This is a genomic window from Paenibacillus sp. V4I9, assembly GCF_030817295.1.
Classification (GTDB): domain Bacteria; phylum Bacillota; class Bacilli; order Paenibacillales; family NBRC-103111; genus Paenibacillus_E.
This window is the reverse complement of record NZ_JAUSZE010000001.1, coordinates 3,596,571-3,612,998: the sequence shown is the minus strand read 5'-3', so window position 1 is coordinate 3,612,998 and position 16,428 is coordinate 3,596,571. Positions and strand designations below refer to the sequence as shown.

The window sequence follows — 16,428 nt, the reverse complement described above, 5'->3', positions numbered from 1 at the left end:
TGCCCCAAACATCAGGATAACGTTTGGGCAAAAGTTGGATATAGGTTTAGATAGAAGGAGCTGTATGAATTGCCTACTCTCAAAGATATTGCAGATTTAGTCGGAGTCTCCATTTCAACAGCCTCACGCGTAGTGAGAAATGATACCAGCAGGCACATCAACCCGGAGACAAAGGCCAAGGTTTGGGAGGCTGTGCGTCAATTGAATTACACACCTAATGAATCGGCGCGTCACCTTGTAAACAAACAAAAGGTGGAGAAAAAGCAGACGAAGCAAATTGGCTGTATCATTCAAACGGCTCGTCTGAACGACGATCACCCGTATTACTCTCCAATCATTACTGCGTTTACCAAGAAAATATTGGAATCCGGTTATTCACTGGGTTTCATGCATACCTCTGATGAGCTTAAAGACGAAGCGCTGCTTCATCGTTGCATACATGACATACAAGTCGATGGCATTATTATCGTTGGCGAAGTAGGCTCCGAGATCGTTGACTATTTGCTAAAAGCGGAGGATCTAGCGCTGATCGGCATTTGTACGAACGGTACGGACATTACCATGGTTGATTACGACCGTATTCACGCCGCGAAGTCAGCTGTCGATCATCTCATTGCGCAAGGGCACCAATCGATTGGTTTTGTCGGCGGGCCAGGTCATACAAGTGAATTAAATAGCGAAGAGAGATTTCAAGGCTTTAAATTTGCCATATACGATGCGGGTATTCCTTTAAACAAAGAATGGGTGATAGACACCCGGTGGGAAATCGACCGCAGTTATGAGAGTATCATGGAGCGTTTGAAGCGAACAGACCTGGAACGGCCTACGGCGATATTTTCGGCGAGCGACCAATTAGCGATTCCTGCTATGCGAGCTGTCATTGAGAACCAATTACGTATTCCAGAGGATATTGCTTTCATCTCGATGGATAATATTGATTTTGCCCAATATACAACACCGCCGTTATCGTCGGTTCATGTACCAAAGGTCGAAATAGGCACAACAGCAGCTTCAACCTTGTTGGATATGCTGAATGGCGAGCAACCGCAGCTTTCCAAAGTGCTGCTTCCGCATCGACTTATTGTGAGACAATCATCTGTATTTACTAGAAACTAATTTTTTTTTGGATTACTGGATAACGTTGTCCAGTGTTTGGTGCCAATAACATTGGACGAACTGAAGGGGGGTGAAATAGGTTTTCGGCGTATGTACGATTTGCATTTTCGATCCTAAAAAAAGAAAAAAGGGTGATAGCGAAATGGTCAACAAAACAAAAAAGGTTGTTCTCATCACAACGCTCATGTCGGCAATGGTTGTTGTAAGCGCTTGCGGTAATTCTGGTTCATCTAGTACTACATCCACAGCAGCTCCCAAAGGCGATGCGAAAGCAACAGCTGCAGTATCAGCAGAAAAGGTAACCATTACTTATGGCGGCTGGAGTATGGATACGATGACCGATGTCATCAAAGCGTTCCAAGCGAGTCACCCGAATATTGAAGTAAAAGCGGAGAATACGCCGTACAAACAATATTTCACCAAATTAGAAACGGCCGCTCAAGGCGGGACGATGCCAGACGTACTTTGGATGAATGGTCCTAATTTCGTCAAGTATGCAGGTAATGGCATGTTAAAGGATTTGACTGAGACGATCAAGACCGATCAGTTAGACCTCACCAAATATCCAACCTCGCTGGTTTCGCTCTATAGCCTAGGAGGCAAAAATTATGGGATTCCTAAAGACTTTGACACGATTGGCTTGTGGTACAACAAAAAGCTGTTCGATGATAAAGGAATTTCCTACCCGGATAGCACGTGGGATTGGAGCAAGCTGACGGAAGCGGCTAAGAAATTAACGGACCCTGCAAAAGGTACCTACGGATTCGCTGCTCCAATGATGAATCAGGAGGATTTCTACAATACGATTCTTCAAGCTGGCGGCTTTGTCATTTCTGATGACCATAAGAAATCAGGTTTTGATCAACCGGAAGCGATTGAAGGTTTGAAATTTTTGACCGATCTGATTCAAGTTCATAAAGTATCTCCGACATTAGCTCAGATGACGGAAACTGCACCAGCGGATATGTTCACCTCAGGCAAGCTCGCTATGTATTTTGACGGTTCTTGGGCAGCGTTTACTATCAATCAAAACGCCGATATGAAAAACAAGGCAGACGTAGCCGTGCTGCCAAAAGGGAAAAAGCAAGGTGTTGTCATTCACGGTTTGGGTCATGTGATATCCGCGAACTCCAAACATCCGAAAGAAGCATGGGAATTCGTTAAATTCCTTGGCTCCAAGGAAGCGGCTGAAATTGCTGCGAAACAAGGTGGAGCGATTCCGGCTTACAAGGGCAGCGAGACTTCTTGGTTAGCTACATTCCCGCAATATAAAGCAAAAGCTTTCATTGACATGGCAGAGTATGCGACACCTTACCCTGTGTCCAAAAATACTTCGGTTTGGAATACTTACGAAACAGAAATTTTGAAAAATGCATGGACGGGAGATAAACCTGTAGCCGATGCGGCCAAAGAGCTCGGAGCTAAGATGAACCAAGCATTAGCAGCAGAAAAATAAGGTTACGGGGATCCGTTTCGGAAAGCAACGTGCCCAAACGGATCTCCTTCCCCAATTCCACTCATAGGAGAGTGAGTAAACATGCGATTCAGCTCGAAGCGTTTATCCGATTGGAAGTGGGCATATATCATGATTATGCCACTAATGCTTGGCTTGCTGGTGTTTTATATTTGGCCTGTGTTCCAAACCTTTTATTTTTCCTTTACGGAATGGGGGGCTTTTGGGAAATACACCTGGACTGGCTTAGCGAATTACAAGATGCTGTTTACGGATAAAGAGCTGCTTCAAGCTATCCGGAATACAAGTATTTATATCGTTCTAGCTGTGCCGATCGGGATCATCCTGTCCATCCTGCTGGCTGTTCTGCTAAATCAGCAGGTCAAAGGGTTGTCCATATACCGTACAATGTATTTTCTTCCGGTCGTAACCATGCCAGCCGCGATCGCAATGGTCTGGAAATGGCTGTACAACTCTGATTTCGGTTTGATCAATTACTTACTTGGTTTATTGTCAATTCCTGGGCCTCACTGGTTGACGGATAATCGCACAGCGTTGTTATCGATTATTATTGTTGCCATTTGGTGTTCCATTGGCAGCCACATGATTATATTTCTGTCCGGACTCCAAGGTATCTCATCTTCCTACTATGAAGCCGCATCCATTGACGGTGCGGGGCCTGTAACTAAATTTATGCGTATTACGATACCTCTCTTGACGCCAACCATATTTTTCGTACTGGTTACTTCACTGATTGGCGCCTTTCAGGTATTCGACTTCATATATATGATGGTAGGCGATATCGTCATGGAATCTACGCAGTCGATTGTGTTCTTATATTATAAATACGGCTTCTTGAAAAATAACAAGGGCTACGCGTCCTCAATCGCTGTCCTGCTGTTTACTATTATTATGATCATTACGTATATTCAAATGAAAATTCAGAAGAAATGGGTTCACTACGAATGAGGAGGGCGGCTGCATGAACACCAGAATCCATCAACGAAAATCGGTTCAGACCGGGTTCATTCATCTTATTCTTATCCTAGGTGCTGTCATCATGGTAACTCCATTCATCTGGATGTTTCTTACATCGGTGAAAACGTTAGGAGAGTCAACTGTGATACCTCCGGTTCTTCTTCCTAAAACGTTTCAATGGAGCAATTATACGAAGGTATTTTTGAACTTGCCATTTTTCACTTTTTACTGGAATACATTTATTTCAACGGTGATAAAAGTAATCGGTCAATTAATCATTTGCTCGCTAGCTGCTTATGCTTTTGCCCGAATCAGCTTTCCGGGGCGTCATTTCTTTTTCATTCTGATGCTGTCCGTACTTATGGTGCCGGGTCAAGTATTCCTCATTCCGCAGTATATGATTATGAAAGACTTAGGGTGGCTCAATTCGCTTACAGCACTCATTGTTCCAGGCTTATTCAGCGCTTTCGGCACATTTCTGCTGCGCCAATTTTTCATGACATTGCCGCACGAACTGGAAGAAGCCGCGAAGCTTGATGGTTGCAATCAATTTCGTATTTATTGGCAGATCATGCTGCCTTTGGCAAAATCGGGGATGATCGCTCTTACTATTTTCACCATGCTGTGGTCGTGGAACGATCTGATGTGGCCGCTTATCGTCAACAGCTCACCAGACAAAATGGTGCTGTCAGCCGGTATTGCGTTCCTCCAAGGCGAGCATAAAACGAATTATACGATTATTATGGCAGGCTCTATGATGGCCATTTTGCCTATGATTATTATCTTCTTTATTTTCCAACGCTCATTTATTCAAGGGATTGCTTTTACAGGCAGTAAGTCCTAACAGACATCATAAGGAGAGAGACCAACTATGCAAAAAGTTACAGCCATTCTGTTGGGAGCCGGCAGTCGCGGTGCCCATGCTTATGCGCCTTATGCGCTTAATTATCCTCACGAGCTTGATATTATCGCGGTAGCGGAACCGGATGAGGATAGGAGGGCAGCTTTCGTTGCTGCTCACCGAATTCCACAGGAGCATGCCCATGCGGATTGGGAAGAGCTTTTGGCGCAGCCGAAGCTGGCGGATATTGCCATCATTTGTACGCAGGATCAAATGCATTATGAGCCGACGCTTAAGGCGCTTGAGCTTGGATATCATGTTCTTCTCGAAAAGCCGATGTCCCCAAGTCCAGAGGAATGCGTCGAAATGGAGCTTATGGCTAAAAAGCATAATCGCTTGCTGACGATATGCCATGTACTGCGTTATACGGCGTTCTGGACGGCGATGAAACGTGTCATCGATGAAGGGAAGATTGGACAAATTGTCTCCATTCAACTCAATGAGAATGTCGGCAATATGCATATGGCGCACAGCTTTGTACGCGGCAACTGGAATAACTCGGACCTATCCAGTCCGATGATCTTGGCCAAATCGTGCCACGATATGGATATTTTATCGTATATCATGGGGGAGCCTTGCGAGCGTGTTAGTTCATTCGGCTCACTAATGCATTTTAATGAGGAGAACGCACCAGAAGGCTCACCTGCACGTTGTCTTGACGGCTGTCCAGCAGAAGCCACCTGTCAATACTATGCGCCCAAATATTATTTGGGCTCCGGCCGAGGCTGGGCAGCAAAATTCACAACAGATACTAGCTTAGAGGGCATACTTGAGGCGCTGCGCACAACGCCATACGGCAAATGCGTGTACCGCAGCGATAACAATGTCGTTGACCACCAGGTAGTGAATATGGAATTTGCCAGCGGGGCTACCGCGATGTTCAGCATGTGCGGGTTTACGCGGGATAATACGCGCATTGTGCAAGTCATGGGAACGAAGGGTGAAATCAGAGGAAACATGGAAGAGCATACATTCACTGTGCATGATTTTGTGACGAATGAGCAGAATGCGATTCATGTCCATGCATCCGAAGAAGGACACAGCGGCGGCGATGTGGGCATCGTGCGCAGTTTTCTTCGCGAGGTTCGTACGTATGCAGGGGGAGAAAGTGAATCTTCCGCGGCTGCTTCTGTGCGAAGCCATCTGATGGCGTTTGCTGCTGAGGAATCGCGTTTGAACGGCGGAAAGCCGATTGAAATCGAGCAATTTTACAAGACACTAGTCAAAGTATAATGTGAAAATAACGCAAGCGGCCTTGGTATTCGGCAGCTTGCGTTATTTTATAGATATAGGTGGACCGTAGCTCATAAAAATTAAGAAGGCGGATAGTAAATTAAGGTTTTATATACGGCTTTAGCATCAGATGTATTCGTATACGTATGTGGACGATCTGCTGAGAAGTGAATGGCATCGCCAGCTTTGAGCGTATAGCTTTCCTGGGAAATGGTTAGATCCAGACTTCCCTCTACCATGAGAATGTATTCTTCAACACCCTCATTATGAGGTTCGGACGCATGGCTGCAGTCGCGATCCATTTCGACCGTATAAATTTCAAAGCTCTTTTGAGGGTGAAAAGGGAAGAGCGGGAACGCGCGATACTGTCCATCTTCCTCTTCAAAGGGAGAAAGCCCGGCTGCGCGGACAACCGTAATCTTCGGTTCAGTATCTTCGATTAGACTTGTAAACGAAATTTGTAAGCCGCTCACAATTTTCCAAAGTACGGAAATCGTCGGATTCGAATCTCCTCGTTCAATTTGCCCCAACATCGCTTTGCTGACTCCAGTCAGATCAGCGACTTGATCTAAGCTTAATCCTCTTGTTTTGCGAATGTTTAACAGTTTTCGACCCACCATTTTATGAATCGGTTCGTTCATTTCAGGTCCCCCAATATTTATTTTCCGTTTAGTGAAAATGCCTATTTACAATATAACATACATTTGTATAATATGGTATATAGATGATAAAACGCACGTTTGTGCATTATATTAAACTTTACTTGGGGGAACGATGATGGGCGCTACCATGATTGGATTGGTCAAAGAGCACAGGGGACCTGGTGCCATTTTGAAAGAAGTGCCTATTCCGACTTGCGGAGCCGATGAGGTTCTTGTCCGCATTAAAGCAACTTCAATTTGCGGAACAGACTTACATATTTACAATTGGGATGCTTGGGCAGACAAAACCGTCGTAACGCCGAACGTCTTTGGTCATGAATTCGCAGGCATTGTTATGGAAGTCGGAGAACGGGTCATGGGTGTTGCAATCGGTGATTATGTTTCTGCGGAGGGCCACATGGTTTGCGGTAGCTGTAAAGCATGCCGGACGGGAAATGCGCATGTTTGCCCGAATACCAAAAGCTTCGGGATTACAGCACCTGGCTGCTTTGCCGAATATGCCGTTGTGAAGGCAACCAACATCATTCATAATGCTGCTGACCTGCCGTATGAAATCGCTTGCTTGCAGGATCCGCTTGGTAACGCAGTGCAAACGGTACTGTCAGGCGACATTGTAGGAAAGTCGGTTGCCATTATTGGTGTGGGCCCGATTGGCTTATTGGCCATTCAAGTAGCTAAAGCTTGCGGAGCAGGAGCTATATATGCCGCGGACATTAACCCTAACCGCTTGGAGCTCGCTCTGCAAATGGGCGCGGATTATACGATTAACGCCATGGAAACGCGTATATCCAAGGCTCTCCGAGAAATGACTGATGGAGAAGGCGTTGATGTTGTTCTTGAAATGTCCGGAAATCCTCAAGCCATCGTAGACGGCTTTGAAGCTGCGGCTAACGCGGGCAGAGTGTCTTTGCTCGGTATTCCAACCAAAGAGGTGAGCCTTGACCTTACGAATCAAATTATTTTTAAAGGGCTGCGCGTTGAAGGGATTACTGGACGAAAGATGTACCAAACCTGGTATCAAATGAAGGGATTACTGAACCAGAAGCGAATTGATCTGGCATCGGTTATTACACATAGATTCACACTAGATCAGTATGAGGAAGCGTTCCGGTTAATGGATCAAGGTCAATGCGGCAAAATTGTATTTACACATTAGGGTAAAACTCCAAAGCGGATGCTTACGAAGTAAGTTTTGCTCCGCAAAACTCTTAGGAGGTTCACATGAACTATTTGAACGATTTGGCAGCGGATATCGAAGCGTGGAAGCGAGAAGGAAGATACCGCTCGATTAAAGTATGGGAGAGCGGTTCCGACTCCTGGATGTACCTAAATGGTAAGAAAGTTCTTCAAATGTCTTCCAATAACTATTTGGGGTTGACTCATCATCCGAAGCTCAAGGAAGCTGCGATCGCAGCTATCGAGAAGTATGGGGTTGGCAGCGGTTCGGTGCGAACGATTACGGGAACTCTCGATATTCACGATGAACTGGAGATCGAGCTTGCCAAGTTTAAAGGGACTGAAGCGGCCCTTGTGTTTCAATCCGGTTTTACAACGAACCAAGGCGCATTGTCAGCGGTGCTTGGACCCGATGATGTGGTGATTAGCGATGAGCTGAATCACGCGAGTATCATTGATGGCATTCGCTTAACGAAAGCGAGCCGCAAAATTTTCGCCCACAAGGACATGAATCAACTTGAAGCCATTTTGAAAGAAACGCAAAAGCATCGTAAACGCGTCGTTGTGACGGATGGCGTTTTCAGTATGGATGGCGATATCGCGCCGCTGCCCGACATAGTACAATTAGCAGAAGCCTACGACGCTATTGTGTATGTGGATGATGCCCACGCGAGCGGAGTCCTTGGCACCAACGGTAAAGGTTCGACGGACCATTTCGGTCTTCATGGAAGAGTGCATATTCAAATAGGCACTTTATCTAAAGCAATCGGAGCCGTTGGTGGCTATGTTGCCGGTGCCCAGCTCTTGAAAGAGCATTTGATTCATACGGCAAGGCCGTTTCTGTTCAGTACCTCGCAAACGCCAGCGGTTGCAGCAACATGCTTGGCCGCTATTCAAGTACTTAAGGAAAGCTCGGATTTAGTAACAAAGCTCTGGGATAACGCTAATGGATTCCGAGCAGCTCTACAACGGTTAGGCTTTGATACCGGCGCTAGTGAGACACCTATCATACCGATTATCATAGGCGATCCCACGCAAACAATGCGCTTTTCGGATCGTTTGCTGGAAGAAGGCGTATTCGCCCAAGGAATCATCTATCCAACGGTCGCCATGGATAAAGGCCGCGTGCGGCTTATTGTAACGGCTCAGCATACAAAGGAAGACATATCTTTTGCCTTAGATAGAATGCAGAAGGTCGGTCAGGAGTTCGGACTGATCTAGTAAAAAGTAAAAGTGCTGCCAACCTCTGAATAAGGGTGGCGGCACTTTTTTGTGCTTTCGGAACCATACCATTTGGATATGTCCGACTCTTAATCTCTCACATAGGATATATCATCCTATTTTTATAGGAGGTGAGAGAAATGAAAGTGAACTATTATACGTTAACTTTGGGTTTATTAGGAGCAGCCAAGCTGATATTGAACGCTTACGGACTAGATATTATTCAAGACGATGAGATGAATGCGATTGCTAATGGCGTAGCAGCTGTCTTATCTATAATCGGGGTTTACACCAACCATCAAAAACCAGTCTAAATACGGATGCTTAGGGCGATGACATGGATGGAAAATTGGCGGCTTATTCCAAATGGGATAAGCTTTTTATTTTTCATGACAAGGTTTAATCATGAACTACGCCGCGGTAGGGGAATACTAACGGGGCAATCACCATTCTACTCAACAGGAGAGGTTTATCGTGATGCTACGTATTGCTGTGATTGTTTCAATCCTCTTTTTGGCCTCCGGCTGCTTGCATAGCTTCACAAAACCTAACGAGATAAATTCAAAAGCATATCAGACCTTGCCACCTATCAAGCCATCACTACCCATCTCATCTAGAGAAAAAGAGTCGGTAGTAACCAAAGTCACTTTAGGAGCAATCGGTGATATTTTGATTCACGATCGCGTCTACGCCGATGCAGAGCAAAGAGATGGAACTTACAACTTTAAAAAAATGTTTGCAGAAATTCAACGGATGTTACAAGTTCCCGATATTCTTGTTGCTAATCAAGAAACAATGATTGGAGGCAAGGAGCTGAGGCTCTCCACCTATCCTTCATTCAACAGCCCGCATGAAGTTGGAGATGCATTGAAAGATGCAGGAGTGGATCTTGTAACTATTGCTAATAATCATTCCCTTGATAGAGGAGTGAAGGTTATTCAAAGTGCTCTTACTTACTGGGACACACTTGGAATCCCTTACACAGGGGCTTTCAAATCACAAATTGATCATGACAGGATTAGGACGATAACCAAGAATGATATTACATTTTCGTTTTTGAGTTACACCTACGGTACCAACGGAATTCCACTTCCCAAAGGAAAGTCTTATTTGGTAAATATCATTAACGAGACCCAAATACATAATGATGTGGAACAGGCCAAACCAATATCCGATGTCGTTGTGGTTGCTGTACATTGGGGTAACGAATATGAACGGTTCCCGAATAAAGCTCAAATTGGTCTCGCCCAAAAACTAGCGGATCTTGGTGTTCATATTGTTATCGGTAATCACCCTCATGTTCTACAACCTCCAGCATGGGTAAGAGGAAAAAACGGAAATGAAACCTTAGTACTTTATTCACTCGGAAATTTTCTATCTGGTCAGAGCGAGTTATATACAAAAGTTGGAGGGATGGCATCCATAGAAGTTATCAAAACCAAAATGTTAGATAAATCCACAATTAAATTAAGCAAGCCGAGCTTTCTTCCAACTTACAACTATGATCTTAATTGGCAGCAATTCAAGATTATTTCAATGGACCGCTTAACCAATGAACAACTAAATAAGGCTAGGTCTCACTATGAAAAAACAAAAAGTCATATGAGCACTTCTATACAAGATTTGAACATCATTACATCCAATTAAACAAATTATGAGATTTGACTTTTGATAATTACGGCATAATTCGTTACTTGTAGGTAAATAATTAAACAAGATGCTAAGGAAAGGAGCAATGAACATGGGTGACAACGGTCCAATCAAACCAAACGGGTCTCAACATGCCGAGAAATCAAATGATCCGGAAAAACAAGGAAGATCCGCAGCCAAGAAAAAATCAAAGTAATTGGTGGAACATTGTTAAATAAAGCTAGATTGGCAAGGTTTTATAATATGATTATTGTTAATTTCAATCACGGCTGCCGGAGCAGGCGTGATTATTTACGTTAACCCCTAATAAGTACAATAATAAATTAATTATAGCCGCTTGACATAAGTAAGTAAATTACTGTATCATACGAACATAAAGTTTATGACTTCAAAAAAGTTAGTAAAGAAAGGAGGACACAAAAGTGAAAAATAATTATCATATTGGCGCATTAATAATAAGAGTGCTGTTAGGAATTACCTTCTTTGCTCATGGGGTCGCTAAGTATCAAGGAGGTATTGGCAATATAGCAGGTTGGTTTGACAGTATTGGTATTCCAGGCTTTATGGCCTATGTCGTTGCAACGATCGAACTGATAGGGGGCCTTGCACTCATTCTGGGATTCGGCACACGTATTGTATCCGCACTAATGGTTATCATCCTTCTAGTCGCTACTTTTAAAGTAAAATTAGCCGTCGGATTCTTCGGAAATGGTCAAATGGCTGGATACGAGCTGGATCTTTCAATGATTGGTGCCGCTATTTATCTTCTCTTAAATGGCAGTTATGTAATCTCAATTGATTCTTTATTCAAAAAGGGTCAAAAACCAACACAGTTTGTGTAATGATTCTCTGGTATCAGAGGTTCATTCTTGTAAATAAAATAATGGTGGTGTTTTAGATATGGGTTTTCTTGATAAAATTTTTGGAAATACGACGAAAACGGAGCGAATAGACATGGCGAATGTAAAACTTGCAGTCATTTACTACAGTTCAACAGGAACTAACCTTCAACTTGCCAATTGGGCAGCTGATGGCGGGAGAGAAGCAGGTGCGGAAGTTAGAGTCTTAAAGATTCCTGAACTTGCTCCACAATCAGCTATTGATTCTAATCCAGTTTGGAAGGCTCACGTTGAAGCAACTAAGCATATCCCAACTGTCACTTTAGACGATTTAGATTGGGCAGATGCCATTATTTTCAGCATCCCGACACGATTTGGCAATATGCCTGGTCAAGTCAAACAATTCTTGGATACAACAGGCGGTCTTTGGTTCCAAGGGAAACTGGCTAATAAAGTTGTAAGTGCAATGACATCGGCTCAAAATTCGCATGGTGGACAAGAACAAACCATTCTATCTTTATACACAACTATGTATCACTGGGGTGCAATTGTTGCAGCGCCTGGTTATACAGATCCTGTCATTTTCTCTTCCGGCGGTAATCCTTACGGTACGAGTGTGACTGTTGATCAATCCGGCAAAATGGTTGAAGATGTAGAGAAAACGGTACTGCATCAAGCGAAGCGTACGGTAACTGTAGCTCGTGCGATTAAAGCAGGCTTAACTAGTTAATTACGGAATATAAGAAGTGACAGCTAGTCAGATATTGACTGCTGTCACTTTTTTTATTTGTATTAGGAGATGTTAGATCGAACATTGGATTGGTTAATGGTATACTGTGCTTGTTAAAACCTACCATTTCACAAGGAAGGATACAACCAATGTCTTCTGCTATGCTTGATAAAGTCCCGCATATTGTATCGTGCTTCCCTAGCTTGTCCGATATTTCCTTACAGGACTGGAGCGATGAGGGAATTATAATGTTAAATTTACAGCCTAGCTTTGTATTTGAAGAGGGCCAGTTCTTGGAGCATGCCGTTTTAATTCTGGAAGGAACCGTAAGAATGTATAAGATAAGCGGCAGCGGAAGAGAAATTACCTTGTATCGAGTCAATGGCGGGGAATGCTGTCCCCTCATGATGTCCAGCATTCTCGGCGAGACCGAATATGAAGCTTCTGCCTGTATCGAGAAGCTTTGCACAGTAGTTGCTATTCCAGTTGACGTATTTAAAGACTGGATGGACCGTTACAAAAGCTTTCGACAGTTTATTTTTAAAATGTTCGCCAAACGAATTATCATTATGTCCAACTTACTGGATAGCATCAACTTCAAATCAATCCGCGGCCGAATAGCGGAATATCTGGTTGAAATGACCGAGGATGGACGAGATAACCTTACCATTACGCATGATACCTTATCCATAGAGCTGGGAACGGCACGCGAAGTAATCAGCCGAACGCTGAAGTCGCTCGAGAAAGAAGGGCTGCTGCAATTATCAAGAGGCCAAATTTCTCATATATTGCGCCAAGATTTGAAAAAATATATAGAACTATAATTGAAGCTCTTTTTACCTCCAAACGTTCATTTTATTGCTATGTGACAAAGTTACGGTTCTATCTAAACGCTTCTGTTATGATCGTAATCAGAAACACAATAAAACAAACCTATACAATATGGAGGTAATAGATTATGAAAAATGTGGGCGGAACTGATCGTGTAATTCGTATTATTCTAGGTGTAGCGTTACTGTCGTTGTTCTACTTCTTTCCTGGTTACTGGAAATTATCAGGATTGATCTCACTTCCGTTCCTTATTACAGGGATAGCGCAAAAATGTGCGATTAATCAAATGCTTGGCCGTAATACTTGCAAAATTCGTTAAGCTATGAAGAGGCTATCCATCAGGACAAAGAAAGTCCAAGTAGAGAGCACGAAAGTAACCGCGAGTATTACCATTGGTAAATGAATTGAATGAGCAGATCGATTACAAATAAGCAGGATTCGCTGTTAGCGATCCTGCTTATTTTTTTTGTCTGAAAATAAATTTAAATTATCGCTTGCCTTAAAGTTAACTTTAAGGTGTAAGATTGCTTTCGAGAGGAGGAGGCAAAACGAAATGAAAACAATCGATCACATTTATATCAACGGCAAATTTGTGAAGCCAAGGGGTAATGAAGTACACAACCTTATTAATCCTACGACAAAAGAAATCATTGGCCAAGTAACTTTGGGTAATGTTAAAGATACGCAAGATGCAATAGCAGCAGCTAAAGAAGCTTTCAAGACCTTCTCCAAAACGACTGTCGAAGAGCGCGGTCAGATGCTGCAGCGGCTGCATGATGTCATCATGGCAAATTCAGATGCCCTTGTACTAGCAGCTGTTGAAGAATACGGCGCTCCTATAGGCGCAACTACGGCGCGGTTGCATTTTGCAGCTAAAAATTTTCTCTACAACAAAGAAGTAATGGAAGAATATGAATTTGTTAAATATATCGGTAAAGCCAAAGTGGTTCTTGAGCCGCTGGGAGTCATTGGCCTAATTACCCCTTGGAATGCCAATTACACGCATATCTCGACGAAGTTAGCTCCTGCCATCGCTGCAGGTTGTACGGTTGTAATTAAGGCCAGTGAGCTAAGCACAATTCAAACACAATTGCTAACTGAATGTTTCCATGAAGCAGGCATTCCAGCTGGCGTTATCAATTTCGTAAACGGGAGAGGCGATGTTGTGGGTTCCGAATTAACTCGTCACCCTGATGTTGCAATGATTTCATTCACAGGTTCTACCCAAGTAGGGAAAATTATTGCTAGAGATGCAACCGAGACGATGACGAGATTAACGCTGGAACTCGGAGGAAAGTCCCCAAGCATTATTCTTGATGATGCTGATTTTAGCAAAGCTATCCCTTTAGCTGTCATGACAGGATTCAGTAATAGTGGTCAGGCTTGTCATGCGGGAACACGATTGATTGTTCCGGAAGGACGTTTGGAAGAAGTCAAAAATCTTGTAAAGAAAACGGTTGAGTCGATTAAGGTTGGCAACCCATTGGAAAATGGGACATTCATCGGTCCTATGGTTAGTCAAAAGCAATATGACACGGTTCAGCGATACATTAAACTCGGCATTGAAGAAGGTGCGGAACTAGTTATCGGTGGTGAGGGGAATCCGGAAGGGTTGGAACATGGTTATTTTGTAAAACCTACTGTTTTTGCAAATGTGACCATGGATATGTCTATTGCCAAAGAAGAAATATTTGGCCCCGTTTTGTCTATTTTAACCTTTAAAACCGAAGAAGAAGCTGTAGACATCGCTAATAATACCATTTACGGGTTGTCCGCATATATCAGCACTTCCAATCTTGAGAAAGCTAATCATATTGCCTCTCAAATTGTTTCGGGCAGGGTTTTGATTAACGGCTTACATGATGAGCCCAAAGCTCCATTTGGCGGCTTTAAACAATCCGGGATCGGCAGGGAATTTGGAGCCTATGGATTGGAAGCCTATGTGGAACCGAAAACAATATTAGGTTACGATACCCCAGAAATTTAAGGTAAAACTAATCGACAAGGGATCTTACTTATCCAAGCATCTAGATGGGAAGGTGTAAATAATGGGCTATTCGATTAAAGAAGCTTCTGAACGTCTCGGGCTACCCTCGCATACCATCCGATTTTATGAGAAAGAAGGATTACTTCCTTTTATTCAAAGAGATCAACATGGGTACCGAATTTTTGAGCAAAAAGATTTAGACTGGATATACTTAATGACCTGTTTCCGCACGACAGGAATGACGGTTACAGCTTTAAAGCGAATCGTTGATCTTGCCATTCAAGGTGATTCAACCCTACGGGAAAGAAAAGAGATATTAGAAAATCACAAGCTAGAGCTTCAAAAGAGACAATTGGAGTTGGATAAAGCTTTTGAAGCTGTGAACCATAAATTAACCATTTACGATATGCGATGCGGGCTTTATGAATAACTGAAAATGCTATTAGGAATAGTAAGAGTGAAAGAAAAAGGAGGCTAACTAAAATGGCAAATGTCTTGTATATTACAGCTGACTCTCATGATCATCAAAACTCATACAGCTTAGCTGTTGGAAAAGAATTTATTGAAGCGTACCGCGAAGCTAATCACAATGATGAAGTTCAGCATCTTGATCTATATCAAATAAAAATTCCTCATATTGACGCAGATGTGTTTAGCGGATAGGGAAAATTAAGTTCAGGCACTACTTTTGATCAGTTAAGCACGGAAGAAAAAGCAAAAGTAAGCCGTCTCGGCGAACTGGTGACCAATTTGTAGCGGCAGATAAGTATACCATTTGTGAATCCAATGTGGAATTTTTCATTCCCACCTATTATGAAAGCATACATTGACTCCATCTGAGTTGCAGGAAAAACCTTTAAATATGTTCCGGGAACAGGACCTGTTGGCTTACTTGGAGATAAAAAAGCTTTGCATATTCAAGCAAGCGGCAGTGTCTATACGCAAGGTGGACCTTTGGCAGACTTTGAGATGAAGGCATGACTGCAACCCCGGATCAAGCACCAGCTATTAAAGAAAAAGCAATGCAACAAGCAGGCGAATTAGCCAAAAGTTATTAATAGTAATAATACCCTCTTTAATTAAGCAACCGTCCTTCAAGGTTGCCTTTTTTGTTGCGTAGACAAAGCAATAAAGAATGCAATGGAAGTATTTTGGCAAAAAAGGATACAAAGGAAGTTCGATGCGAGATCATGTCGACGCGTTAGGACTTCGATCGGCTAAGATATAAGTAAACGAATCCCTACAATTCAAGGGTAAAAATTTAATGCATGTCGGCTCAAAGGCTAGACTGAAAAGACTTTGAAGAGGGTAGAAACCGTTTCATTTCCTTACGGGAAGAAGCGGTTTTTTGTTTGGCAAAATTGAAAGATTGTCAGATATCTAAAGTTTGGCATCAAATCCGCAGGCTTCGACGGGAAACATACTCGAAATATTACGATTAAGGGGAATCTCATTAAGAATTCGGCGATCGGTATTTGATTTTGAATAACCTTGAAAGCCGATCTTTGAAGCAAGTTCTTAATCCCTGCCTGGTCTGCAGGTAATATGCTCCTGTCGATTGCATGTTGTTAGTAGTCTTGTAATCTATTATTTGTAATAGTATACGGTGTAAGTGATATAATAGTCTTGTTGATTTACATATTCTGGTGTG

General features: G+C 43.0%; 16 protein-coding genes and 1 pseudogene. 16 read left to right on the top strand and 1 reads right to left on the bottom strand.

All coding sequences use genetic code 11. The features are described 5' to 3' along the window. Window positions 1–69: 69 nt before the first annotated feature. The 5 genes from QFZ81_RS16865 to QFZ81_RS16845 all read left to right on the top strand — a co-directional run bounded on the left by QFZ81_RS16865 (window position 70) and on the right by QFZ81_RS16845 (window position 5,681). Window positions 70–1,116, top strand: a complete 1,047-nt coding sequence (locus QFZ81_RS16865; RefSeq protein ID WP_307442460.1) for a LacI family DNA-binding transcriptional regulator — start codon at window positions 70–72, stop codon at window positions 1,114–1,116. 142 nt (window positions 1,117–1,258) lie between these two features. After that, a complete protein-coding gene (locus tag QFZ81_RS16860) occupies window positions 1,259–2,572 on the top strand; it encodes an ABC transporter substrate-binding protein (RefSeq protein ID WP_307442462.1) in 1,314 nt (437 codons plus the stop codon). Window positions 2,573–2,653: 81 nt separating this feature from the next. Further along, a complete protein-coding gene (locus QFZ81_RS16855) occupies window positions 2,654–3,538 on the top strand; it encodes a carbohydrate ABC transporter permease (RefSeq protein ID WP_307442464.1) in 885 nt (294 codons plus the stop codon). Between the two features lie 13 nt (window positions 3,539–3,551). Further along, window positions 3,552–4,391 carry a carbohydrate ABC transporter permease gene (locus tag QFZ81_RS16850; protein ID WP_307603679.1) on the top strand — a complete coding sequence of 280 codons (840 nt, stop codon included), beginning with the start codon at window positions 3,552–3,554 and terminating at the stop codon, window positions 4,389–4,391. A 27-nt stretch (window positions 4,392–4,418) separates the two neighbouring features. After that, on the top strand, window positions 4,419–5,681 hold the full coding sequence (locus QFZ81_RS16845) for a Gfo/Idh/MocA family protein (protein WP_307603676.1): 1,263 nt from the start codon (window positions 4,419–4,421) through the stop codon (window positions 5,679–5,681). 80 nt (window positions 5,682–5,761) lie between these two features. Here QFZ81_RS16845 and QFZ81_RS16840 read toward each other — a convergent pair whose 3' ends face one another. Then, entirely contained in the window at window positions 5,762–6,322 is a 561-nt protein-coding gene (locus tag QFZ81_RS16840; RefSeq protein ID WP_307442469.1) for a helix-turn-helix domain-containing protein, read from the bottom strand. 136 nt (window positions 6,323–6,458) lie between these two features. Here QFZ81_RS16840 and tdh point away from each other — a divergent pair, with 136 nt between their 5' ends. From tdh to QFZ81_RS37410, 11 genes and pseudogenes are all read left to right on the top strand, one after another. Further along, a complete protein-coding gene (gene tdh, locus QFZ81_RS16835; RefSeq protein WP_307606938.1) occupies window positions 6,459–7,499 on the top strand; it encodes an L-threonine 3-dehydrogenase in 1,041 nt (346 codons plus the stop codon). A 65-nt stretch (window positions 7,500–7,564) separates the two neighbouring features. Continuing rightward, complete coding sequence (locus QFZ81_RS16830; protein WP_307603674.1) at window positions 7,565–8,740, top strand: glycine C-acetyltransferase; 1,176 nt, start codon at window positions 7,565–7,567, stop codon at window positions 8,738–8,740. Window positions 8,741–8,880: 140 nt separating this feature from the next. Next, on the top strand, window positions 8,881–9,054 hold the full coding sequence (locus tag QFZ81_RS16825) for a hypothetical protein (RefSeq protein ID WP_164484181.1): 174 nt from the start codon (window positions 8,881–8,883) through the stop codon (window positions 9,052–9,054). A 163-nt stretch (window positions 9,055–9,217) separates the two neighbouring features. Then, window positions 9,218–10,387 (top strand): CapA family protein, encoded by a 1,170-nt coding sequence (locus QFZ81_RS16820; RefSeq protein WP_307606936.1) that lies wholly within the window; start codon window positions 9,218–9,220, stop codon window positions 10,385–10,387. Window positions 10,388–10,812: 425 nt separating this feature from the next. Then, window positions 10,813–11,232 (top strand): DoxX family protein, encoded by a 420-nt coding sequence (locus QFZ81_RS16815; RefSeq protein WP_307442473.1) that lies wholly within the window; start codon window positions 10,813–10,815, stop codon window positions 11,230–11,232. Window positions 11,233–11,344: 112 nt separating this feature from the next. Then, a complete protein-coding gene (gene wrbA / locus QFZ81_RS16810) occupies window positions 11,345–11,959 on the top strand; it encodes an NAD(P)H:quinone oxidoreductase (protein WP_307603672.1) in 615 nt (204 codons plus the stop codon). 248 nt (window positions 11,960–12,207) lie between these two features. After that, window positions 12,208–12,783, top strand: coding sequence for a Crp/Fnr family transcriptional regulator (locus tag QFZ81_RS16805; protein WP_307442477.1), 576 nt, complete (start codon window positions 12,208–12,210; stop codon window positions 12,781–12,783). A 134-nt stretch (window positions 12,784–12,917) separates the two neighbouring features. Next, window positions 12,918–13,109, top strand: coding sequence for a YgaP family membrane protein (locus QFZ81_RS16800; protein WP_307442479.1), 192 nt, complete (start codon window positions 12,918–12,920; stop codon window positions 13,107–13,109). Between the two features lie 234 nt (window positions 13,110–13,343). Beyond that, on the top strand, window positions 13,344–14,777 hold the full coding sequence (locus QFZ81_RS16795) for an aldehyde dehydrogenase family protein (protein ID WP_307603670.1): 1,434 nt from the start codon (window positions 13,344–13,346) through the stop codon (window positions 14,775–14,777). A 61-nt stretch (window positions 14,778–14,838) separates the two neighbouring features. Further along, window positions 14,839–15,207 (top strand): MerR family transcriptional regulator, encoded by a 369-nt coding sequence (locus QFZ81_RS16790; RefSeq protein WP_307603668.1) that lies wholly within the window; start codon window positions 14,839–14,841, stop codon window positions 15,205–15,207. A 53-nt stretch (window positions 15,208–15,260) separates the two neighbouring features. Then, window positions 15,261–15,617: pseudogene (locus QFZ81_RS37410) on the top strand (NAD(P)H-dependent oxidoreductase). Window positions 15,618–16,428: the final 811 nt, after the last annotated feature.